The organism is Nonomuraea mangrovi (genome assembly GCF_042681425.1).
GTDB classification, from domain to species: Bacteria; Actinomycetota; Actinomycetes; order Streptosporangiales; family Streptosporangiaceae; genus Nonomuraea; species Nonomuraea mangrovi.
On the sequence record NZ_JBHUFV010000034.1, the window covers coordinates 14,124 to 36,950 of the forward strand.

At 71.0% G+C, this 22,827-nt stretch carries 21 protein-coding genes; 17 read left to right on the forward strand and 4 right to left on the reverse strand.

Annotated features, from left to right (window positions below; all coding sequences use genetic code 11):
• Positions 1-74: 74 nt before the first annotated feature.
• Genes ACFSKW_RS23890 through ACFSKW_RS23905 form a run of 4 tightly spaced genes read left to right on the forward strand, consistent with a single transcriptional unit; the run spans position 75 to position 5,999 of the window.
• Positions 75-602 carry a PadR family transcriptional regulator gene (locus ACFSKW_RS23890; RefSeq protein WP_379574598.1) on the forward strand — a complete coding sequence of 176 codons (528 nt, stop codon included), beginning with the start codon at positions 75-77 and terminating at the stop codon, positions 600-602.
• Positions 599-1,309, forward strand: a complete 711-nt coding sequence (locus ACFSKW_RS23895; RefSeq protein WP_379574600.1) for an ABC transporter ATP-binding protein — start codon at positions 599-601, stop codon at positions 1,307-1,309. The genes ACFSKW_RS23890 and ACFSKW_RS23895 overlap by 4 nt, the downstream gene beginning before the upstream one ends.
• Positions 1,306-3,621, forward strand: coding sequence for an FtsX-like permease family protein (locus tag ACFSKW_RS23900; protein ID WP_379574601.1), 2,316 nt, complete (start codon positions 1,306-1,308; stop codon positions 3,619-3,621). The genes ACFSKW_RS23895 and ACFSKW_RS23900 overlap by 4 nt, the downstream gene beginning before the upstream one ends.
• Positions 3,622-3,629: 8 nt before the next feature.
• Positions 3,630-5,999, forward strand: a complete 2,370-nt coding sequence (locus ACFSKW_RS23905; RefSeq protein ID WP_379574602.1) for a penicillin acylase family protein — start codon at positions 3,630-3,632, stop codon at positions 5,997-5,999.
• A gap of 472 nt (positions 6,000-6,471) precedes the next feature.
• Here the strand turns inward: ACFSKW_RS23905 and ACFSKW_RS23910 are convergent, their stop codons facing one another.
• The gene (locus tag ACFSKW_RS23910; protein WP_379574618.1) at positions 6,472-7,074 is read right to left on the reverse strand and encodes a TetR/AcrR family transcriptional regulator; all 603 of its coding nucleotides are present in this window, start codon (positions 7,072-7,074) and stop codon (positions 6,472-6,474) included.
• Between ACFSKW_RS23910 and ACFSKW_RS23915 the strand changes: the two genes are divergently transcribed.
• Positions 6,973-7,428 (forward strand): amidohydrolase family protein, encoded by a 456-nt coding sequence (locus ACFSKW_RS23915; protein WP_379574619.1) that lies wholly within the window; start codon positions 6,973-6,975, stop codon positions 7,426-7,428. The genes ACFSKW_RS23910 and ACFSKW_RS23915 overlap by 102 nt on opposite strands.
• Positions 7,429-7,446: 18 nt before the next feature.
• Here the strand turns inward: ACFSKW_RS23915 and ACFSKW_RS23920 are convergent, their stop codons facing one another.
• A complete protein-coding gene (locus tag ACFSKW_RS23920) occupies positions 7,447-8,361 on the reverse strand; it encodes an alpha/beta fold hydrolase (RefSeq protein WP_379574603.1) in 915 nt (304 codons plus the stop codon).
• A 414-nt stretch (positions 8,362-8,775) separates the two neighbouring features.
• Between ACFSKW_RS23920 and ACFSKW_RS23925 the strand changes: the two genes are divergently transcribed.
• Genes ACFSKW_RS23925 through ACFSKW_RS23935 form a run of 3 tightly spaced genes read left to right on the forward strand, consistent with a single transcriptional unit; the run spans position 8,776 to position 11,404 of the window.
• Complete coding sequence (locus tag ACFSKW_RS23925) at positions 8,776-9,597, forward strand: CPBP family intramembrane glutamic endopeptidase (RefSeq protein WP_379574604.1); 822 nt, start codon at positions 8,776-8,778, stop codon at positions 9,595-9,597.
• A complete protein-coding gene (locus tag ACFSKW_RS23930) occupies positions 9,594-10,748 on the forward strand; it encodes a sensor histidine kinase (protein WP_379574605.1) in 1,155 nt (384 codons plus the stop codon). Before ACFSKW_RS23925 ends, ACFSKW_RS23930 begins: the two co-directional genes overlap by 4 nt.
• Positions 10,745-11,404 carry a response regulator gene (locus ACFSKW_RS23935; protein WP_379574606.1) on the forward strand — a complete coding sequence of 220 codons (660 nt, stop codon included), beginning with the start codon at positions 10,745-10,747 and terminating at the stop codon, positions 11,402-11,404. The genes ACFSKW_RS23930 and ACFSKW_RS23935 overlap by 4 nt, the downstream gene beginning before the upstream one ends.
• A 73-nt stretch (positions 11,405-11,477) precedes the next feature.
• Here the strand turns inward: ACFSKW_RS23935 and ACFSKW_RS23940 are convergent, their stop codons facing one another.
• Positions 11,478-11,930 (reverse strand): MarR family winged helix-turn-helix transcriptional regulator, encoded by a 453-nt coding sequence (locus ACFSKW_RS23940; protein WP_379574607.1) that lies wholly within the window; start codon positions 11,928-11,930, stop codon positions 11,478-11,480.
• A 209-nt stretch (positions 11,931-12,139) separates the two neighbouring features.
• On the opposite strand from ACFSKW_RS23940, the gene ACFSKW_RS23945 reads away from it, so the two are divergent.
• From ACFSKW_RS23945 to ACFSKW_RS23975, 7 genes are all read left to right on the forward strand, one after another.
• On the forward strand, positions 12,140-13,066 hold the full coding sequence (locus tag ACFSKW_RS23945) for a quinone oxidoreductase family protein (RefSeq protein WP_379574608.1): 927 nt from the start codon (positions 12,140-12,142) through the stop codon (positions 13,064-13,066).
• Between the two features lie 25 nt (positions 13,067-13,091).
• A complete protein-coding gene (locus ACFSKW_RS23950) occupies positions 13,092-14,312 on the forward strand; it encodes an FAD-dependent monooxygenase (protein WP_379574609.1) in 1,221 nt (406 codons plus the stop codon).
• Positions 14,313-14,569: 257 nt separating this feature from the next.
• On the forward strand, positions 14,570-14,884 hold the full coding sequence (locus tag ACFSKW_RS23955) for a hypothetical protein (protein ID WP_379574610.1): 315 nt from the start codon (positions 14,570-14,572) through the stop codon (positions 14,882-14,884).
• A gap of 202 nt (positions 14,885-15,086) precedes the next feature.
• Entirely contained in the window at positions 15,087-15,554 is a 468-nt protein-coding gene (locus ACFSKW_RS23960; RefSeq protein ID WP_379574611.1) for a hypothetical protein, read from the forward strand.
• A gap of 198 nt (positions 15,555-15,752) precedes the next feature.
• Positions 15,753-18,494: a hypothetical protein gene (locus ACFSKW_RS23965; RefSeq protein WP_379574612.1), complete on the forward strand. Its 2,742-nt coding sequence runs from the start codon at positions 15,753-15,755 to the stop codon at positions 18,492-18,494.
• Between the two features lie 131 nt (positions 18,495-18,625).
• Positions 18,626-19,183 (forward strand): hypothetical protein, encoded by a 558-nt coding sequence (locus ACFSKW_RS23970; RefSeq protein ID WP_379574613.1) that lies wholly within the window; start codon positions 18,626-18,628, stop codon positions 19,181-19,183.
• Positions 19,161-19,427, forward strand: a complete 267-nt coding sequence (locus tag ACFSKW_RS23975; protein WP_379574614.1) for a hypothetical protein — start codon at positions 19,161-19,163, stop codon at positions 19,425-19,427. The genes ACFSKW_RS23970 and ACFSKW_RS23975 overlap by 23 nt, the downstream gene beginning before the upstream one ends.
• 45 nt (positions 19,428-19,472) lie before the next feature.
• On the opposite strand, the gene ACFSKW_RS23980 is transcribed toward ACFSKW_RS23975, so the two are convergent.
• Complete coding sequence (locus ACFSKW_RS23980; RefSeq protein WP_354914530.1) at positions 19,473-20,057, reverse strand: hypothetical protein; 585 nt, start codon at positions 20,055-20,057, stop codon at positions 19,473-19,475.
• Positions 20,058-20,832: 775 nt separating this feature from the next.
• Here ACFSKW_RS23980 and ACFSKW_RS23985 point away from each other — a divergent pair.
• A complete protein-coding gene (locus ACFSKW_RS23985; RefSeq protein ID WP_379574615.1) occupies positions 20,833-21,030 on the forward strand; it encodes a hypothetical protein in 198 nt (65 codons plus the stop codon).
• A gap of 659 nt (positions 21,031-21,689) precedes the next feature.
• Entirely contained in the window at positions 21,690-22,727 is a 1,038-nt protein-coding gene (locus ACFSKW_RS23990; protein ID WP_379574616.1) for a coiled-coil domain-containing protein, read from the forward strand.
• The last annotated feature ends 100 nt before the right edge of the window (positions 22,728-22,827 follow it).

Sequence of the window (22,827 nt, forward strand, 5' to 3'; positions counted from 1 at the left end):
CCGCAGTCCTCATGGGAGCGGGCCCCGCAGTCCTTATACACCGCGTATATACCTCCGGTATATAGTGCCATGTCATGACAGTCCCCTTGGCCCTCATGGGCCTCCTGGACCGCGAGCCCAGCTACGGATATGACCTGAAGCGCGCCTACGACACCTACTTCGGCAGGGGCAAGCCGCTTCCCTTCGGACAGGTCTATTCGACGCTCGGCCGCCTGGCCAGGGACGGCAAGGTCACGGCCGGTCAGAGCGAGCCAGGCGACGGCCCAGACCGCAAGCGCTACGCCATCACCCCGCTCGGCAAGCAGGAGGTGGAGGTGTGGCTGTCCGAGCCGGCAGCGGCGGAGCCGTTCCTGCAGACGGTGCTGTTCACGAAGGTCGTGCTGGCGCTGATGCTGGGCCACGATGCGCAGAGCTACCTCGACACTCAGCGCGCCACGCACATGCGGCGCATGCGCGAGCTGTCAGAGATCAAACGCGGCGGCGCCCTCGTGGACGCCCTGCTGGCCGACCACGCCCTGTTTCATCTGGAGGCCGACCTGCGCTGGATCGACGTGACCACGGCCCGCTTGGGCGCGTTGGCGGAAATGGTGCGCCACGCATGACCGTCGACGCCCTTCCCGTGCCGGGCCCGCTGCTGGAGGCCCGTTCCATCGACCGCTCCTACGGCCGGACGCAGGCGCTGCGCGAGGCCAGCCTGTCCGTGACGGCGGGAGAGGTTCTAGCGATCATGGGTCCGAGCGGCTCCGGCAAGTCCACGCTGCTGCACTGCCTGGCGGGGATCTTCACCCCCGACGCGGGCGAGGTCTGGTTCGACGGGCGGCGGCTGGACCTCCTGAGCGACGCTAGGCGGTCCGAGCTGCGCCGCACCGCGTTCGGCTTCGTCTTCCAGTTCGGCCAGCTGGTGCCGGAGCTCACGGCGGCCGACAACATCGCCCTGCCGCTGCTGCTCGGCAAGGCCAGGCGCAAGCGGGCCTACCAGCGGGCGGTCGGGTTACTGCAACGGCTGGAGCTGGACGACCTGGGCGAGCGGCGCACCGGCGAGCTGTCCGGAGGGCAGGCGCAGCGGGTGGCGATCGCCAGGGCGCTGGTGACGCGCCCCAAGGTGATCTTCGCGGACGAGCCCACCGGCGCGCTCGACTCGCTCGCCGGCGAGAAGGTCATGGAACTGCTCGTCGGCCTGGCTCGCCAGGAGGGCACGACCGTGATCGTGGTGACCCACGACGCCCGCGTCGCCGCCTGCGCCGACCGAGAGGTCATGGTGCGCGACGGCAAGGTCACCGACCCCTACGCCGGCGAGGCCGTCCGATGACGCTCTGGCTGGGGCTGCGGCTGGCGCTGCGCGGCGGCCGGGAGGCGGCCGTCCGGCTGGCGCTCGTCACTTCCGCCGTCGCTCTGGGGGTGACGGTGCTGCTGTCCACGGTGGCGCTGTTCAACGCCTTCCAGGTCACCGCGAGCCGCCCGTGCTGGGAGTGCACGATCGGTTCCGCACCGGGCGGCTGGGCCCTCGGCGCCACCTCGGGCGCGGTGCTGTGGAACCACCGCCAGGACTCCTACGCGGGCCGCCCGATCAAGCGGCTCGACGTCGCCATCCTCGACGCGAGAACACTCACGCCGACCATGCCCGGCCTCCCCGCACTGCCTGGCGCGGGGCGGTACCACGTCTCGCCCGCGCTCGCCGAGCTGATGGATGCAGTGCCGCGCGAGCAGCTCGCCGACCGCTTCCCCGGCACCCGCGCCGGCCTGATCGGACGGGCGGCGCTGTCCGGCCCTGATGACCTGGTCGTCGTCGTTGGCCAGACCCCCGACGGGCTGGCCGCCATGGCCGGCACCGTGGCCGTCGACGCCGTCGACACCACCCCGGTCACGGACGAAACCACGGCCCTCTACGAGCACGGCTTCGGCATCGCCGCCATCGGCCTGATCTTCCCGCTGGTCGTCCTCGTCGGCACGGCCACGCGCCTGGCCGCCGCCCGCCGCGAGGCGCGCTTCGCGGCGATCAGGCTGGCGGGCGCCACTGCGCGCCAGATCAGCGCGATCGCCTCGGTGGACGCGGCTCTCGGCGCGCTGCTGGGCGCGCTCGCCGGCATCGCGGTCTTCCAGGCGCTGCGGCCCGCCCTGTCCGGCGTCGCCATCACCGGCTCCCGCTTCTTCCCAGACGTGGTCGCGCCCACCGCGCTGCAGTACGCCGCCGTGGTCGCGGGCGTACCGCTCGCCGCCGCCGGCGCCGCCCTGTGGTCACTGCGCCGGGTGCGGATCACGCCACTCGGCGCGGCACGCAAGCTGCGGGCCTCCGCTCCGGGTTGGTGGCGGGTGCTCCCGCTCCTGGCGGGGCTGGGGTTGTTCGCGGGTCCTGTGTTCGCAGGCGGCAACGACCCGAATGCGGTACTCGTCGACGTCGGCCTGGTACTGATCATGGTCGGTCTCGTGGTGGCCGGGCCGTGGCTGACGATGCTGGCCGCGCGGCTGGCCGCCCGGGTCACGTCCGGCGCGGCGACGCTGCTGGCCGCGCAGCGGCTGGCGGCCGACCCGAAGAGCGCCTTCCGGTCGGTGAACGGGATCGTGCTGGCGGTCTTCATCGGCACGGCCGTCGCCGGCATCGTCCCCGCCGTCGTCTCGGGCCAGGAGGCGGCGGGCGGCGGCACGCTGAACGAGGTCATGCGGGCGTCGTTCGGGTACGGCGAGGCCGCCGAGGGCCTGCCTCTGCCGCCTGGCACGGCGGCCGAGCTGCTCGCCAAGGTACGCGCCCATCCCGGTGTCACTGTGCTGCCGATCTACCGCAGGGGCGAGACCGAGACGTCGCCCCCGCCCGACGGGCCTCCGCCGTGCGACCCGGGCCCCGGCTGTCGCCTCGACTTCCTGCTCGGCCACGTGGTCGAATGCGGCGCCCTGACCGGCTTCCCGGCGCTCGGCCGGTGCGCCCAGGGCACCCGAGCGGTGACAGCCGACTTCAATCGGCTGCTGACCAGCGACAACATGCTCTCCGTCGACCGCAACCTGCCGATCGTGGACGCTGCCAACCCTGCCGCTGGCTCCGGCAACTCAGGAAAGCACGAACAGGCCGCCTCAGCCGGCTTGCCCCTGGCGGCGGTGCTGATCCGCGTGGACGACCCGGCCGTCCGTGAGCAGATCCGCACACTGCTCACCCCGTACGTCGCCCGCTCCGGCAGCGCCGAGACGCCGCAGACGTTCGCCGAGGTCGCCCAGGCCCGCGCGGTGCTGCTGGAGCAGGTGGAACGTGTCGCGCTGGCGATCGTCGCCCTGACCCTGCTGGTGGCGGGCTGCGGCCTGCTGGTGGCGGTCGCCGGCGGCGTGGTGGAGCGCAGGCAGCCATTCACGCTGCTGCGGCTGTGCGGTACGCCGACACGGACCCTGTCCAGGGTGGTGCTGCTGGAGACGGCGGCCCCCGTGGTGCTGGCCGCCCTGGTGGCGGCGGTTGCGGGCTTCGGCGTGGCCAAGCCGATGATCGACCAGCTGGCGATCAAGAGCGCGCCGGCGGCGCTGCCAGGCCCCGTCTACTTCTTGACCGTCGGCGGCGGGCTGCTGGCCGCCCTGCTGGTGATCCTCGCCGGCCTGCCGCTGCTCAAGCGCGTGACCGCGCCCGACAACGCCCGCTTCGAATAGGACGCTCGATGATCACGACACATGTCCGGCGGCTGGCCGCACCGCTCGTAGCCGTACTGGTCGGCGCCCTCCTCGTGGCGGCACCGGCGCCGGCGCAGGCCGCCGGAGGCCGCTACGCCGCCGACATCAGGCGCACCGAGTACGGCATCCCGCACATCCTGGCGAAAGACCACGGCGGTCTCGGCTACGGCTACGGCTACGCCTTCGCGCAGGACAATCTGTGCGTCATGGCCTCATGGGCGCTCACCTTACGCGGCGAGCGGTCGCGCTACTTCGGCGCGGAGGCGATGTCGGACGACGCCATCGATCCGATCTCCAATCTGGCCAGCGACGTGTACTACAAGAGCGTCCAGGCGTCGGGCGTGCTGCGCCGGGTGCTCGCCCGCTCCGCACCCCACGGCCCCAGCGCAGAGCTGCGCGCGCTCGTGGACGGTTACGTCGCCGGGTTCAACCGCTACCTGCGCGACACGGGCGTGGCCAGGCTGCCCGACCCGGCATGCCGGGGCAAGGAGTGGGTCGGCCCCATCACGGCCACGGACGTCTGGATGAACCTGCTCGACCTCGGCCGCTTGGGCGGCAGCTCCTCGTTCAAGGAGGCCATCGCCGCCTCGGGGCACGCGCAGGAGATGGAGAAAGAGTCGGACCAGCCGAAAAGGAAGGTCCCGCCGAAGACGGTGACCGCTCCTGGCAGCAACGCCTACGCCCTCGGGCACCAGGCCACCCGCGACGGCCACGGCATGCTGCTGGCCGACCCTCACTTTCCGTGGAACGGCAGCCGCCGCTTCTACCAGGTCCACCTGACCATCCCGGGCGTGTTCGACGTGTCTGGTGGCAGCCTGTACGGCACCCCCGTGGTCCAGATCGGCCACAACGCCAGCGTGGCCTGGACGCACACTGTCTCCCACGCCCAGCGCTTCACCCTGTACCAGCTCAAGCTGGTGCCGGGCCAGCGCACCACGTACCTGGTGGACGGCCGGCCCGAGCCGATGGGCCGACAGGAGGTGTCAGTCACCGTCCGAGACGCCCAGGGCGCGACCCGCGCCGTCACCACCACCCTGTACACCTCCCGGTACGGCCCGGTGCTGGCCTCCGGCTGGACGGAGGAGACGGCGATCGCCTTGGCCGACGTCAACGCCGCCAATCTGCGCTTCGCCGACGAGTGGCTGGCCATGGGCACCGCCCGCGACCTGGCCGCGCTGCGCCGCGCGCAGGACACCTACCAGGGCATGCCCTTCGTCTACACGCTCGCCGCGGACGCCGGCGGCGAGGCGTACTTCGCCGACGCCTCGGTAGTCCCGCACGTCACCGACGAGCAAGCGGAGCGCTGCCGCGCCAAGGACGACCCCGAGATGCTCATCCTGGACGGCTCCACATCGGCCTGCCTGTGGGGCAAGGACGCGGACGCGCTCGAGCCGGGCATCTTCGGCCCCGCCGCCCAGCCCCGGCTGACCCGCACCGACTACGTGACCAACGCCAACGCCAGCCCCTGGCTGACCAACCCGAATGCCCCGCTAACCCAATATCCGCGCATCTACGGAGACACCCGCACGGAACGGGACCTGCGCACCCGGGTCGGCCTCGACATGATCGCCCAGCGGCTGTCCGGCGACGACGGGCTCGGGGCTCCCGGCTTCACACTGGAGACCCTCCAGCAGACGGCCACCGGCAAGCGCAACCTGGGCGCCGAGCTGCTCCGCCCGGATCTGCGCGCGCTGTGCCGGGCCAAGCCCGTGATGACGGCGAGCGACGGCGAGAAGGTCGACGTCCGCCGGGCCTGCGCCACGCTGGCGGCCTGGGACGGGCGGGCCCGCCTCAGCAGCCGTGGAGCGATCCTGTGGCGCGAGTTCTTCCTGGGCCTGAACGGCCCGCAGAGACGGCCCGACGGCGCGGTCGTCCCGCCGAAGAGCTGGTGGAAGGTGCCGTTCGACGCCGAGCACCCGCTCACCACGCCGCGCGGGCTCGACATCGCCAACCCGGCGGTGGCGACCGCGCTGGCCAACGCCGTGCAGGTCTTCACGGCCCACGACCTCCCGCTGACGCTCACGCCGGGGCAGGCCCAGCGGTACGGCGCCGTCCCGGTGCCGGGCTGCACCGAGGGGGAGGGCTGCTTCGACCGGATCCGCACCGGCGGCTCGCTCAGTAAGAAGGGCCGCTATCCGGACGTCAACACCGGCTCCAGCTTCCTGATGGCCGTGGAGCTGACGCCGACCGGGCCGCGTACCCGCACCGTGCTGACGTACTCGCTGTCGGCCAACTCGGCCTCGCCGCATCACGCTGACCAGACCGAGCTGTTCTCGCGCGGCCAGTGGGTGGCCGAGCGGTTCACGGAGGCCGAGATCAAGGCGTATCCGGGGCTGGCGACGAGGTCGCTGCGGTAGCGAACGCGCTCACCGGCATTCCCGGTGAGCGCGTTGCCGAGCGTCAGGCGGACGGGCGGCGGCGCAGCTCGAGAAAGCCGCCGACGACGCCTACGACGAGGGACCGCATTGCGAAGCAGCGACGCTACGGGATTACGAGGGTGAGGAACAGGAGGTTTGGCGGCTCATCGCACAGTTCTTAACGGGTCCGACCTCACGAGTACTCACATGCCGCTTGAACTGCATGGATGGAATTTTCGGCAGGCGCACTGTCACCCACGGCGACTCCGCCGAGTACACCAACGCCGCAGGCCCCGGCGCTGATCTTGTGGTGACAGCATTCAGCGAATACAACCGCGACGCTTAACCGCAGCTCAGGGCGCGTAACTCAATATTCGAGCGGTACACCCTCAAAGCCTTCCCTGGGAACAGTTGAACGCGGCGAGGACCAATCGCAGGCGGATCGCCGCTTCCCGTCCGTTCGCGGGGGCGGCTATGCGGACAGTCGATCCAGCCATTCCGTCAGTAGTCGCTGTTCAGCGTGGCTGAGAACGCTCTGGTCGGGCAGCGCGGCGCGCAGGGCGCGGGCGGCACCGGCCGGGCCCTGTTCCTGCACGACCGGTTCCTCGTTGGTGACGGCGGTGATCATCGCTTCGCGCAGCGCGCGGAGGAGGGCGGTGTTGCGCTGAGACTCGGGCAGGGACAGCCAGGTCAGGACGGCGCCGCGTGCGGTGGCGTGGATGATCTGGGCCGCGAGGTCCTCCTCGACGCGCAGCAGGCCCGCGAGGGCCAGGCGGCGGATGCGGTCAGTGAGGAGTTCGAGGCCCATCCGGAAAACGATGGTGGACCGGGCGGGCTCGCCGTACATCAGCGCGTACAGCGCGGGGTTGGCCAGTCCGAACTCGACCGCGATGTCCCAGCCGATACGTAGTTCCTTGATCGGGTTCTGCGGGTCGGGGTCGAGGTGCTTGGCGGCCAGGAACCGGGTGAAGCCGTGTTCGGCCACGGCCTCCAGCAGCCCCTCCTTGTCGCCGAACAGCCGGTACAGGGCCGGTGGTTGCAGTCCAGCGGCGTCGGCGACCGCGCGGGTGGTGATCGCGTCGCGGCCCCCGCGTTCCAGCAGGTCGATCGTGACGTCGATGATCCGGCGGCGGGTCTGCTCGCGCGCTGTGGCGCTGGGCTCCGCTGGGTCGCCGGCAGCGGCACCAACAGCCCCCGCTACCTGCGCTGGACCGTCGAGGTCATGGGCACCGACCGGATGCTGTACTCCACCGACTACCCCTTCACCTACGGCTTCCGTCCCGGCGGTTTCCCCTATGTCGACACCAGCAACGGCGCCGCCCGCTCGTTCCTGGAGGACGCGCCATTCACCGACGAGCAGAAGGCCGACATCGCCCACCGCAACTGGGAGCGCCTCACCGCCCGCGCGGCCGAGCGCTCGGCGGTCTGAAGCATCACAACCGGCGGGTTACTCACCCTGCGCTTGACGTGCGGCCCGTGCGGTGACGCGTTCAATGGCCTGGACGGCGACATCGGGCTGGTCGACGTAGATGTAGTGGCCGCTGTTCGTGGCCGTGCTCAGCTTGCTGCCGCGGGACAGCGCGAGCCACTTGCGCTGACCCGCGGACCACGCCTGCTCCAGGCGCGGCCCGTACTCGGGGACGGCCGCGAGGTACGGCTTCCCATGCTGGATCACCTCCACCGGGATGTTACCGGCGGAACGGACCTTGCCGTCGGTGATGACGAGCTTCTCCGGGTTGTCGCCCTGGAATATCGCCAGGTTCTGCGCGCGTACCTCGGCCGCCGGCCCCTTGGCGGACTCGGGGATCGACTTCGAGATGTCGCCGGCCATCGTGGGCGGGGTGGCGTCCATCAGGACCAGCCCCTTGACCCTGTCCTGGTGGTCGGGGGCGTACCTGGCGGCGATCAGCCCGCCCAGCGAGTGCCCGGCCAGGATGACCGGGCCGTCACCGGCGACGCGGTCGAGCACCCCGGTCAGGATCTTGCCCGTGCTGGAGAAGCTCTGCGGGCCGTCCGGCTGGTCGCTCGCGCCCGCGCCGAGCCGGTCGTAGGAACAGACCCGGTTCTGCCTGCTCAGCGTCTTCTGGACGGCGGCCGGCTTGTCCAGCCCATCGCCTGCTCCGTGCATCAGGATGATGACCGGCCTGCCTTTCTCCGGGGCGCCCGAACAGGACACGTTCACCGACCGCCCCGCGACGTCGATCTTCGCGGTCCCGGAGATCGGGGTGGCATCGGCTGTCCGCGTGGCGAAGGCGAGGGGGTCCCAGTTCTCCACCGCGTCGCCGTCGCAGCCGGCGACCCCCGCGCCGAGCATGGTGCAGCACAGCGCGGCCACAACGGATGTCTTGATCTTGCGGAGCATGAGGTCCTCCAGTGAGGGAGTCGACGCCGGGGGATGCGCACGGCGGTGTGGCGGGAAAGCGGACGGAGCGCCGTGGCTGCGTCGTAACGCTATGGATCGGGCGGTCCGGGATCGTCCCCGTGCGGTGGACATGCGCCGGTAGCTCGTGCGGGGGACAGGTGCGGCCGGTCGGAGAGGGGTGGCGGCGATCGCCGTGCTCTGTCGTGCGGTGCGGACGCCGCCGGAGATGTACGCGATCCGCGGTGACGTCGAACGCGGCGGCGTTGTACGACGAATTGCATGTGCGGCTGTCCCCCGGGCGAGCTACGCGCGAGTGTCCACCGCACGGGGATGATTCCAGACCACCGGATCCCTAGCGTTTCTCGGCGTAGCGGCGGCGCCCCGTCGCGGAATCCTCCAAGTAAGGGAGTCGTCATGCGGTTGTTGAAACAGCTCGTGCCCGTCGCGGTGGTCGCCTTCGCCGGCGGCGCGATCGTGGGCGCGGTGAAGGAAAGCCCGCTCCTCACCCTGCTCCTCGGCGTCGCGACGGCCGTGCTCGCCGTACTCGTGTACGCCCGCGTGGTCCGGTGGTCCGAGCGCCGGGCACCGGCGGAGGTGGCGGCGCGAGGCGCCGCCCGCGCCATCGCGCGAGGGGCGCTGATCGGGGTCGCGTTGTTCGCGGCCGTCATCGTGAACATCGCTCTCGTGGGCGGTTACCGGATCGACGGCCCGGGCTCGCCGGCGGGCGCGGTCGGGCTGCTCGGCTTCATGGCCGCCGCCGCGGTGACGGAGGAGCTGCTGTTTCGCGGCATCCTGTTCAGGATCGTCGAGGAACGCACCGGGACGTGGCCGGCGCTGGTGCTGACCGGCCTATTGTTCGGCCTGTCGCACCTGCTCAACCCGCACGCCGATCTGTGGGGCGCGATCGCCGTCGCGGTCGAGGCGGGCGGCATGCTCGCCGCCGCCTACGCCGCCACCCGCACCCTGTGGGTGCCGATCGGCGTGCACTTCGGCTGGAACTTCGCCGCAGCCGGCATCTTCGGCACCGAGGTCTCGGGCAACGGCGCGACGCAGGGGCTGCTGCACGGCGTGACGTCGGGCCCAGCCCTGCTCACGGGCGGCGAGTTCGGGCCGGAGGCGAGCCCATACGCGGTGGTGTTCGGCCTGCTGTTGACGGTCGTGTTCATGTGGCTGGCCCGCCGGCGCGGCAACGTGGTCCCGCTCCGGCGCAGCGCGACCGCTACGCTCGCCCAATGATCGATCTACGGCGGGTCACGGACCTGTGGCGGCGGTGCGACGTCGTGGTCCGGGACTTACCGTTCGGGCTGCTGCTGGCCGTCGCATCGCTCCTGCCGGCGCTCCACGGCAAGGGGACTCAGGTCGGCGACCTGCCGGCCCGGCCCTTCGACGCGCTGGCGTTCGTGGTGATCGCCCTGGAGTGCCTTCCGCTCGCCGTCCGCCGGCGGTGGCCGGCCGTGTGCCTGGCTCTGGTGTCGCTCGGCTTCGTTCTCGACCAGCTCCGCGCCTACCACGTGTTCGCGAGCAACGCGATGCCCATCGCGCTCATCAGCGCGGGCGCCCACCTGGAGCGCCATCGGCGCGTCACCGTGGTCCTCCTCTCCATGGCGTACGTGCCGCTCGCGCTCGCGCTCGACCGACTCGGCGCGAGCGAGAGGGTGGAAGGGTACGTGGTGTTCTACCTGGCTCTGGCCCTCGCATGGGGCATCGGGGCCTGGCTGCGCTCCTCCCGCGCCGCCGAGGCGGAACGCCGCCGCCACGTCGCCGAGGCCACCCGCGCCGCCGAACGCACCCGGATCGCCCGCGAACTCCACGACGTCGTGACGCACCACGTGACGGCGATGGTCGTGCAGGCCGAGGCGGCACGCTACCTCACCACCGCGCCCGACCGCCTCGACGCGACACTGAGCGCCGTCACCGACACCGGCCGGCGGGCCATCAGCGACCTGCGGCACATGCTCGACCTGCTCAAAGCCGATCACGATACCGACGTCAGCATGCCGTCCGCCGGCGACCTGGGCACGCTCGTGGAGCAAACCCGCCAGGCCGGGCAGCCGGTGGAGTTCACCGAGGAGGGCGACCCCGGGGAATCGGCGGGCAGCGCCGAGTTCGTGACCTATCGGGTCGTCCAGGAGGCCCTGACGAACGCCCTCAAATACGCCCACGGCAGCCCCACCGCGGTCTGGGTGCGCTACGGCGAGAAGGAGATCAGTGTGGCGGTCAGCACCGACGGCCCCGGCTCCAGGGCCGCCTCCCCCGGCGGAAGCGGGCGGGGCCTGGCCGGGCTGCGCGAGCGGGTGGACGCTCTGGGCGGCGAGTTCAGCGCGGACCGGCAGGCGGGCGGCGGCTTCGTGGTACGGGCCCGCATACCTGCGGGGAGCCGGTCATGACCGCGCCGGTCCGGGTCCTGGTCTGCGACGACCAGGCGCTGATCCGCACCGGCTTCGCGACGATCATCGACGCGCAGCCCGACCTGGAGGTGGTGGGCGAGTGCGGCGACGGCCGCGCCGCGGTCGAGGTCGCCCGCCGGCTGAGCCCCGACATCGTCGTCATGGACGTGCGGATGCCGGTGCTTGACGGCATCGAGGCGACCCGCCTGCTGGCCGGCGCCGGGGTCGAGAATCCGGTCAAGGTGCTCGTGGTGACCACGTTCAACCTGGACGAGTACGTCTACGAGGCGCTGCGCGCCGGGGCGAGCGGGTTCCTCCTCAAGGACGCCCCGCCGGCGCAGCTCCTGCAGGGCATCCGCACCGTCGCGGCGGGCGCCGCGCTGCTGGCGCCTGAGGTGACGCGGCAGCTCGTCGGCAGGTACGCGTCCCGGATCCGCCCGGCCCGGGACACGCCCGACGAGACCGCGCTGACCCCGCGCGAGCTGGAGGTGCTGCGCCTGATCGCCGACGGCCGGTCCAACAGCGAGATCGCCGCCACGCTGGTGATCAGCCAGGAGACCGTCAAGACGTACGTGTCGCGCATCCTGACCAAGCTCGACCTGCGTGACCGCGTGCAGGCGGTGGTCTACGCCTACCGCAGGGGCCTGGTGACCTGAGGCACACCGCCCGGAAACCTCGATGGGGCGAACGCCGCAGACGTCAGGAACTGTCCGTGGCCCTGTTCGACCATCAGCGCGCGGCCGTCGGCCCCGGTGCGGCGCGTGTACGCGGCGAGCGGGCCGAGACGATGTCGAGCAGGCTGACGAGCCGATCGAGCTGTTCCGGGTCCAGGCGGCCGGTCGCGGGCGCCAGGGCACGCCGGATGTCGTCCTCCACACGTTTGGCGAGTTCGAGCCCGGCCGGGGTCATGTACACCTCGACGACCCGGCCGTCTTCGGGGTTCTTGCCGCGTGTCAGCAGCCCCCGGCGCTGGGCGCGGTCGATGAGGCCGGACATCGTGGACTTGTCCAGGCCGAGGTAGGCGGCCAGTTCGGTGATGCGGACGCGGCGGTCGCGGAGGATGCCGAGCACCCGTAGCTGGGTGAGCGACAAATCGTGCTCACCACCGATGCGGGTCAGCACGCCTGCCACCTCGAAGGTGGCCCGGACGAGGGCATCCACGACATCGTCGGCGGAGCTCATGCCGTCATGCTAGTCCGGCATGGTTGGCAATACCAACCATGCCGGAGCGAGGAAGGCAGACACCGCCGCCCGGGACGCCTCGCGAACCTGATCCCGCGCCAGGCGATCGACGGATGCGTCATCGATCACGCCGACTCTTGTTGACATGGTTTGTATTACCAACCATCATGGAGATAGTTGGTAATACAAATCATTTTCTGGAGGTCACCATGCACGCTGCCGTCATCCCAGCAGCCGACGCCCCGCCGGTCTATCGCGACCACCCCGACCCCGCGGAACGCCACCGCGACGAGCTGCTCGTCGAGGTCCTCGCGGCCGGCCTGCACCATCTGACCAAGGCCAAGGCGAACGGCTCGCACTACTCCAGCAACGGCACGTACCCGCTGATCCCCGGCGTCGACGGCGTGGTACGCGACCAGGAGGGCAACGTCCGCTACGTGGCCCTGGACGACACAACTCTTGGCACGTTCGCCGAGCGCACCCTCATCGACCCTCGCCGCAGCGTGATCCTGCCCGACGGCATCGACCCCGTACGGATCGCCGCTGCGATGAACCCGGCCATGTCGTCCTGGGTCGCGTTGCGCCGACGCGTCGACTTCCACGCTGGCCAGCGCGTCCTCGTCCTCGGCGCCACCGGCAACGCCGGACGGATGGCGGTCCAGATCGCCAAGCTGCTCGGCGCCGACCAGGTCATCGCCGCCGGCCGCGACACCACCCGCCTGAAGGCGCTGACCGCCCTCGGCGCCGACGAGACGATCACCTTCGACCAGATCGGCCACGCAGCCGACGTCGACGTGGTCATCGACTACGTGTGGGGTGAACCCGCCGCCGGCGCCATGATTCCTATGCTCACCGCCCGCGCCGACCGCACCGCCCCGCTGACCTGGATCCAGATCGGATCCATCGTCGGCCCAACCGCGCCTATCCCCTCCGCGGCCCTGCGCTCCGCCCGCCTCCAGATCGTCGGCAGCGGCATCGGCTCGGTCCCCGCCCGCGACTTCCTCGCCGAACTGCCGGAACTGGCCTCAGCGGTGACCGCGGGCGCGATCGACGTACGGGCGCGCGCCGTACCCCTCGCCCAGGTCGCGCAGGCGTGGACCGCCGAGACCGACGACCGCATCGTCCTCGTCCCCTAGCCGTGTCACATCCGAGGAGGAAGCCATGACTGCGCTGAGCAGCAGCAGGAAACGGGCCCTGGTCGTGGGGCTCGGCGTCAGCGGCATCGCCACGGCGATCGCCCTTCGGGGCATCGGCTGGGATCCGGTGATCGTGGAGAGAGCGCCGGGCCGTCGATCGGATGGTTACTTCGTCGTGTTGTTCGGCGCCGGTCGGGCTGCGGCGCGGCGACTCGGCATTCTCGACGCCATCCCCGACCGGTCGCCGCCCAGCAGCGTCACCTACACGGTGGATCGCGCTGGCGTCCGCAAACCCGGTCTGGGGTTCGGGGATCTGCCGGCCTCGCCTCGCATGATGCTGCGCGGTGACGTGGAACGTGCCGCCTTCGCCGCGCTCCCGCACGACGTGGAGATCCGCTACGCGACGACCCCCACCCGCATCGACCAGAATGCCTCCGGCGTCGAGGTGACGCTCCAACACGACGGTGGATCCGTGACCGAGCGATACGACCTCGTCGTGGGCGCCGACGGGCTGCGGTCCACGGTCCGGCGTCTCGTCTTCGGCCCGCACGACAGGTATCTGCATCGGCTCGGCTACATGATCGCGGCGACGACGCTGCCGGGCCCGGTCGGCGGCCTCTCCTCGCACGAGGGGGCGAGTCTCCTCGAGCCCGGCCGGGCCATGTGGGTCTTTCCGTTCGCCGACCACCCGCCCACCGTGCTCTTCTCGTACCGCACCGACGACGTCGACGCCGAGTTCACCGGCCGGCCCGCCGAACGGGTCCGCGCCGCGTACGGACCTCAGCCCACGGGCCGCCTGCTCGGCGAGGCGCTCGACGCGCTCGACGCCGCCGACGCGTTCCTGTTCGACTCGGTGGAGCAACCCCGCATGGACGCCTGGTCGCACGGCCGGGTCGTGCTGGTCGGCGACTCCGCGTGGTGCCCCAGCCTGTACGCCGCCATGGGGATCTCCGCCGCGCTCGCCGGAGCCGACCTGCTCGGCAGCATGCTGCACCATAACCCCGGCGACATCTGCGGCGCTCTGCGCGCCTGGGAGGCGCAGCTCCGCCCGCACATGACCTACTACCAGGCCAACGGCCTCGACCAGCGGTATTTCGTCACCCCCGGCAACCAGCGGCAGATCACCCTCCGGCCGGTCATGGCGCGCAGCCTCCGGCTCCCGGTGATCGGCAACGCCTTGCGCTCCCTGCGAAGCAACACCAAGTCCATCCGAGAACGGGAACTGGACATCGCCCACGCCGGCTGACGACCACAAGCTCCGCATACACGCAGTCAGACGGTGATGCCCGCCCGGACATCGTTCGCGAGTTTGCGCTCGTGGCCATGGGTAGCACCGTTCCAACCGAAAGCAGATCACCGCCTGCGGCTGGGACCCGGCAGCCTGCTATGACACCACAGGACCGCAGCGAAGTCGCCGACCGGGTGTGACCGTATGTCCGGCAGCCTGTCCGGTGCCAGAAACTGGCAATGAGGGTCGGACCTGGTCTTCTAGGCTCGGCATTCGTGCTGTTTCGCCTTGTCTATCTGCTGGTGGGTCGGATGTCCGGCTGGTTGGTGCTGCTCACTCGGGGCGGCGCCTCCAAGGAGGTGGAGATCTTGGTGTTGCGGCATGAGGTCGCGGTGCTGCGTCGCCAGGTCGCCCGGCCCAGGCCGGGCTGGGCCGATCGGGCGCTGTTGGCCGCGCTGGCCAGGCTGTTACCCGCTCGCCTCCGGCTGTATCGCATCGTGACGCCCGGCACGCTGCTCGCCTGGCACCGGCGGCTGGTCAAGAAAGAAGTGGACCTTCCCCGCCAAGCATGGCTGGCCGCCAATCTCTGAGGAGATCCGCGATCTGATCGTGCGGTTGGCGGGGGAGAATCCACGGTGGGGGCATCGGCGCATCCGGGGCGGGCTCCTCGGTCTTGGGTACCGGGTGGGGGAGGGGACGGTCCGCAGGGTCCTGGCGGCGGCGGGGTTTGGGCCCGCGCCGCGCCGGGCTTCACCGACCTGGCGGCAGTTCCTCATCTCTCAAGCCTCCGGCATGCTGGCGTGCGACTTTCTCCACGTCGATACGGTGTTCCTCAAGCACCTGTACGTGTTGTTCGTCATGGAGATCGAAACGCGGCGGGTGCATATCCTCGGTGTCACGGCTCATCCGACCGGTGCTTGGACGGCGCAGCAGGCGCGCAACCTGCTGATGGACCTGGGCGAGCGAGCCGACGGGTTCCGGTTCCTGATCCGGGACAGGGATGGCAAGTTCGGTAGGGGTTTTGACGAGGTGCTCGCCGGCGCGGACGTGCACCGTCCTCAAGACCGCCGCTGCGGACGCCTCAGCGGTGAATGCCGCAACCCGGAACGCCCAGTCTTCCGGTTGAGCTGCATGTTCGGACTTCTTGAAGCGGCAGCTGACGCAGATCGGGGCGCCGCGCCCGAAACAGTCAGGGCGGTCGGTGCGGCGGCGATCCTCCAGGAGGCCTGTCCGGCTCGAAAGCACCGTTTCGGGCTCTGAGCTGGGCCGCGGTGGGGTCACGCCAAGTTACTCGCGGGTGCCGCCAAAGGCTGTCCGCAGGTTCCTCAACCCCGACCCTGGCGACGCGTACCGTCCGACTCTCGCGGTGAACACGCACGGGGCAGGGTCGCCGCCTCCTGGCAGGTGATTTTGGAAAAACTCGGACGATTCAGGACGCTGCCACTATGGTCGCCCGCTATGACGATCATGCACCTGCCCAATCTGTCGTCGGTCACCCCGCACGAGTACCTGGCGGCACTGCGCGACGTGGACTGGCCGGCGTTCGTGCCGACCCGCGACCTCCCGCCCCTCCGCGCCGCGCTGGCCGGGCTGGAGCAGATCCACGGCGTCACGGAGGCGCACTGGTTCGCGACCGAGCGGATCAGGGAGCTCGGTGCGCTCCTGCGGCACCCCGACGGCCATCCATACGACCTCATCGGACACGCCCTGAGCCCGTGCGGGCGCTACCTCGCGGTCGGGAGCTGGTGCGGGGACGACTACGAGCGTGGCGGCGTGCTGCAGATCTGGGAACTGGCCGGCGCGCGGTGCGTCAATGTGCTGGACGGGATCTCGGGCGGTGTGGGCTGGCCCGACTACCCCCGCAGGATCCAGTGGTCGGCCGACGGGCGGCGGATCGGCCTAGCCTACGACACCAACGGCGTGGGGGTGTGGGATCCGTTCGGGCACGAGCCGGAGCCGATCGCCGCGGCGTACGTGACCGACGGGTACTCGCGCCCGCCCGTCTTCGCCCTCGGGCCCGACGGCAGCCGCGCCTACGTCGTGGCGGGCTACCCGGAGGACGGGCGGGCGCAGGGCTACGCCGTACCGCTGGCGGAGGGAGAGGTGTACGAGGATGACGCGCAGGAGCTGTCCGAACCGGTGCCGGACCAGGTCAGAGCACTGCTGAAGGACGAGAACCTCAGCTTCGACCGGGTCTTCTGGTCGCGCGACGGACGGCGGCTCTACGGCCACACGTACGGCTGGGCCTGCGCCCTGGACGCGGTCAGCGGACGGGTGCTGTGGTTCGTCGAGGCGGGCAGGCGCGTGGATGCCCCGGCCTGGAGCAGGGACGAGCGGTACTTCGCCCATCAGTCGCGCGGGCGGCTGCTGGTCGGCGATGCCCTGACGGGGCAGACGGTGGCGACGCTGCCGGGACATCCAGGCGCTTCCGAGCTGTCCTGGGGCGCGCACGGCGCCGCTCCACGGCTGGCGGTCGTGGTGCCGGACGGGAACGACGCAAACGCCCGTCCCCATGTCACCGTTTACGACAACGGGCGGCACCGCTACGACCTCGACCTGGCGCTGCAGGAGGCCCACCGCGAGGACGAGGACGGCACCGCCTGGGCGTGGTCGCCGGACGGGCTGCATGCGGCTGCGCTGACCGCTGATGGCGAGGTCGAGATCTGGAGCCTGGGCGACGTCCCCGGCCGGGTGGGGACCGTCGAAGCGACCGCGGACGCGCGCGGCGTGGTGTGGGGCGCCGACGGCATCGTCGTCATCGTGGGCGGGACCACCTTGCGCTTCTTCCTGGCGGCCACCGGCCAGGTCATCGGCGACTTCGCCTTCCTGCGCACGCCACCTGAACCGCGCCCGCTGGAGCTCGACGGGGACGACGCGGGCGAGAGGCTGCGCGAGGAGGGGGAGGCGAGTGTCGACCCGACGTTCGCGCTCGACGACGCGACATGGGCCGTGGCCTTCGAGCAGGGGCCGGTCATCGCGCCGCGCGGCCGTGAGCAGGACCTCGACGGTGTCCTGGCCTGGACGGTCGAGCGCCGTTTCGGCTGGCCGGTGCGCTGGGGCGCGCTCGACGTCCTGCCCGATGCCGCCACCGTGGCCGAGCGGGTCGGCCCGCCGCTGGAGGAGTACCTGGAGGCGTTCCGCGGCCGCACCGAGCCGGCGCCGGCCGGGACCTGGCCTCCGCCCGACACGGCGACCCTGGACGACCTGTTCGCGCTCGTGATCGACGCGGTGGAGCCGCTGCACGAGGGCTGGGACCATCACGTGAGCGAGGGCCTGCGGCACGCGGCCAGGCTGCGGGCGCGCCGGGGCGAGCCGGACGGGGCGCGGGCGCTGCTCGACGGGATCCCGGAACCGGCCCAGCGGGTGCGGGGCCTCGCCGACGTCGCGATGATCCTGGCAGCCGCCGGACGGCGTGAGGACGCGCGGCCGTTCTTCGACGGCGTCGAGTCCCAAGCCGAGGCCGTGATCGACGAATACAACGCCGCGTTCGTGGCCTCCTCGGTGGCCGGCGCGCACGCCGCGCTGGGGGACGCCGCCCGCGCCCACGCGTGGTTCGATCGGGCGCGGGCGGCGATCGAGCCCGAGACCAACCCGGGCGAGCACCGCCTGGCGGTCGCCTGGGCGCTGATCGAGTGCGGCCGCGAGGACGAAGCCCTCGCCCTGCTGCGGCAGAGCAAGGAGAACCCCTCGACCTTCTACAGCGGGCCGCTGCTGGCCTACCTCATCCGCACCGGACGCGACCGCCTGGCCGGCCAGCTCATCCCCATGCGGGCTCTGCACGCCGAGGAGTGGCAGGCGCAGGGCTGGTTCGACGGCTGGGACGCGGTCGAGCTGTTCGTCGCGGCGGGCCGTCCGGACCTGCTGAGCGCATGGGCGCAGATCTACGGTGGCGGGTACGCCTACGAGGAGCATCTCGCCCAGGCAGGCACGAACGCCCGGCTCGACCCCGCGCGCGCCCGGCCGGACCAGGTGGAGCTGGCCGCGCTCGCCGAGGCCCATGCCACGCTAATGAAGACACCGCGGACGCAGCGCGAGCACCCGACCGGGCAGCTCGTCCTTCAAGCGGCCCGTTGCGGCCACCTCGGAGCCGCGGTGGAGCTGATCCGAAGCCTGCCCGGCAACGACTTCAACGGCCGGCCGGGTCACGCCTTCCGCGCACTCTGGACCGCCGCCACCGGGTTCGAGGTCGAGTCCTGGTGACGCCCAGCTGTATCGACCACGAGCGGCGTTGCCCCAGTTGATCTCGTCGCCGAAGCGGCCGCTGGAGCCGCAGTCGTAGACGGGCGTCGTCAGGGCCACGTTCTTCCACGAGATGGCGCAGGTCGTTTTCGATGCGCGGCAAGGCCCACGGCCTGGACGCCAACGACGAGGCCGTCCGAGCTGTCACCGCCACCGGCGCGGTGCTGTGGGAGCACCGCGGTCACCGATGGCACCCCCGGAAGGAGAACCGCTCCTCATGCCGGGTCAGCGACGACGGCCGGCACGTCTGGGCGATGCTGCCAGGCCCGCCGAGCTCGGGGGTGTGGCGTGACGACGGCGAATTCGACGGCACCCCCTACCAGGGCGACGAGTGGCTCGGGCTGGCGGCCGACAGCGGACGGGTCGTCGCGCGGGAGACCCTGGGCTGCGCCGCCGTCGGCGGCCAGCACCTGCCACACGCCGACGGGCGGCACATGGGCCTGGCCGTGGGGGAGGGCCAGGACGGCCTGCACGTGTACTGGGGCCGGCTGGAGGAGGACGGCCTGCGCGTGTGGAAGCACGAGGACGACTACCGCATCCTGCTCGACGTCCATCCCACCGGGCTGTCCTATCTCAGCTACGCCCCGCCGGACGAGATCGCCTGGCACTCCTTTCCGCGGGCTCATCATGCGCAGGCTCCTCGCCGCTGATGCATGGCGTCCGGCCTCGGGCGAGGCCTTCTGGGACGGAGGCGGCTACGTTGACGCCGACACCGTGATCGCCACCGCGACGCTCTACACCGAAACGCCGCAGGACGCCAGGCACGTCCTGATCGACGCTCTCAGCGGGGAGGTGCGCTACCCGATGCCCGCGCACGAATCTGCATACCCGCTCGGGGACGGCACCTGGCTCACCGCCGAAGGCGTTACCCTCTTCCGCTGGACGCACAGGTGAACCGATCGGCGCGCCGCGTGCCGGTCCACAAGCCCGGCGGCAGGATCAGACGGCGGGCGGCGCGAGGTTGAGCGCCCGTGCCACCCGTTCGAGCACGTCGTCCCAGGGGCGGGCGGGAACGACCGGCACTCCAGCCGCTTCGGCCTGCGACGCCAGCCAGTCGCCGTACAGGCGGCTCACCACGGCCCGCCCGTGCTGCGCCCCTGCCGAGGGTTCGCGAAGCCGGTAGTTCTCGGCGATCTGCTCCTCGTCGCCCTCGTGCAGGAAGACCGCGCGCACGCCGTCCAGCTCCGCGGCCGTGGACGGCAACAGGTAGTCGCCCTCGACGACCACCGGCGTCATGGTCTCGAGATGGTTGGCGACCACCGCCCGCACCGCGGGGACGAGCGCCCGCGCCACGGAGATCTGCATCTCCACGATCCGCTCGTGAGGCAGGTGGACGGCCTCGGGGTTGGCCCGCCAATAGTGCAGCGCGGGCAGCTGCTCCGGCGTGGTCATGGCCTGCAGCGCCTCGACGATGTCGTCGATCTCGACGATAGGTGAGGCCAGGCGGCGCGCCAGGGGATAGGACACCTGGCTCTTGCCGGTCCCCGAAGCGCCGCCGAGCAGGATGATGGGGGCGTCGTTCACCCGTGGACCCTATCCGAGGACCTCAGCCGGCCGGTCCTGACCGGCAGGCGAAGACGACCGGCCGCGAATCCGTATGCTCGACATTTTCTCGATCAAGGCCGTACGCGGACCACAGGGCCTTTACGTGTCATGCCAGGAATAGAGCAGTACTACTGCCTGATGTCGGCGCTGGTCAACGGCAACTCGCTGGTGTGGCGCACCGCTTCTCCGCGTTGGGCCGGCCCGCCCAGGCTCGACGGCACAGGGCGATGCTGGCCAGCCTGCTCGCCGCGCCCACCCGGATGATCTCGCGCGGTCCGCGGGCGACGACGCGGACAACCACCTGCGCGCGACACTGTTCGCTCAGAACCTTGCTGAGGAGCAGCTGACCTCCTTCGAGGAGCGCTTCGGCAGGACCTAGCTAGTGATCATGAAATGTGGGGGAAGATCATCCCGGGGGGTGCCCGAGGTATCGGGAGGGTCGAGTTCGCGCGTCTCCGTCGATCTCAGCGCGTCGTCCGAACCCCCCGATCAGGGGAGAAACCGCGCGTACCGATACGAAACCCAGACTGATCATGTGGGTACACGGTTGTCAAGCCCTGGCAAGTCCCGCCAGCGGAAACGCAAGCCAGGCGCGCCGGCCGAGCTTCGACACGCCGCCACAACGCGATCGCGCGCTTCACATCCGGCTTTCGTGTCAAGTCACGAATTCTCGTGACAAGACCTGACACCTCTGGCGTGCTCTTCTGGACATGGCCTTCCTGAGGAAGGGCTCACAGCCACAACAGGAATCTATATGTCCACATCCGAGAGTCACCTGCCGACCGACAAAGGTCGAATGCTCACCGTCGTCGTACTCGCCCTCGTGCTGGCCTCCGGTGTGGCGGCCGCGATGGTAGTGGCGGCCGACGCCGCCAACGCCAAATCTCAGCCTCACGGAGCCATCGCCTTGACCGGGAGAAACCACAACGAGACCGTGCTGATCCGCAGTTGACCACTGCCCGCGGGCGGGAGCGCTACCGTCCCGCCCGCCTCTACTTCACAAGACCGTGTGCGTACCGGAGCTGGAATGTATGTGAACGTCAAGAGTTCAATGATCGCAGCAGCCATCGGGCTCAGCGCCACACTTAGCTTCCAAGGGACCGACTGCCCGGCCATCAATGCAGGGCAAGAGCTCCAGCCCGCAGGTAGAAACAGGTGTTACCGGAACTGCATCGATCACTACGAACCGCTCAAAACCGGTTGCTTCAAGCTAAAGAACTGGGTCCAATGCCTGTGGCACTTCACTCAACAGGAGGAGAAGTGCAAGGCGTCCTGCAGGAAGAAATTCCCTTCAGGCACAAGGCCGAGCGACGGACAAAATCCTGCCGCCAGCTCGACCGTCGGGGGAGGAGCTCCCGAGTCGATCAGCGCGGCACTGGCGAGACGGACGCAGACTGCTTGACCTTTCCCGCTTTAGCGCTGAGGCACTGCCGCGGTTTCGGCCTCGTCGCTGAACTCGGCCTCGCCGCGTGCGAACAACGCGCCTCGTAGGCCGGTGAGTCGTCCAGCATGCCGACCGCCCGGTTGTACCGCATCGTGGTGCGCGGGTCGGCGTGGCCCAGGAAGTCCTGCACCTTGTGCAGCGACCAGCCGCCCGGCCCAAGCATGTAGGTGGCGACGCCGGCCGGCAGGAAGCCGCGCAAGTTCTGCGACAACAACAACCTGTGCAAGAACGCCTACTACCGGAACAGGGAACGCACCGAACGCGAGGCGGTGACCACCGCGGTGACCGCCACCGGCGCGGTGCTCGCCGAGGCCCGCCCGCTGCTGGACGGCCTGCAGGCCCTCGTCGCCCGCTTCGCCGACGGCGTGCAGATCGTCGAGACCGGCGCCCTGCAGCGCATCGCCACGCTGACCGCCGAGGCTACCGACGAGCGCGCCGACGCCCTGGACGCCCGTCCGGCCGCTCACGAGGCCGAGCAGGCCCGGCGGGCGGCCGAGCGCACCACGCGCGAGGCGCAGCAGGCCCAGCGGCAGGCTGAGGAGCGGGAGGATCGCGCCCGCGCCGACGCCGAGCGCATCCAACGCGAGACCGAGACCCGCGTGGTGGTGGCCGCCGAACGCCGCCAGGCCGCCGCTGAAACCGCCCGTCAGGCCGCCGAAGACGTCCGCGACCGCCAGGCCGACGAGCTGCGCACCCTGCGGCGCCAGCTCGCCGATCAAGTTGAGCGTGCCGAGGCCCAGGCCACCGCGCTGGGCGAGACGCAGGCCCGACTCGTCGAGGCCGAGACGAAGCTGGCTGCCGAACGCGCCGAGGCCCGCCGCCTGTCCGACCAGCTGACCGGCTCCCGCCAGCGCCTGGCCGAGGCCGCCGAGCAGATCGGCGAGCTGAAGGCGGCCGTGGCCGAGGCGCGCGCCGAGTCAGCCGGCGTACGCGAGGAGCTCACCGCCGAACGCCACCGCCACGAGCGCGACGTGGGGCGGCTGCGCGAGGACCTGACCCGGAGACGCCGGCAGGCCGCCGAGCAGGCCACCGCCGCGGCGGTCGCGCTCGCTCGCACCGAGGCCGAACGCGACGCCGCGCGGCGCGAAGCGGAGACAACCCGCGCCGAACTCGCGGCCATCAGACAGGAGCCAGCGCATCGGCTCGCCCAGGGCGCCGGAGAGGAGCCGGGGTCGGCCACCGCCGATACGGAGCGTCCGTCATGAGCCCCGGCAGCGGGGCCGACGCCGTAGCAGGCCAGCGGGGCCGGGCAGCAGGCGGTGATGACGGTGGTGATCTGGGTGTTCTGGTCATCGATCTCTGCGG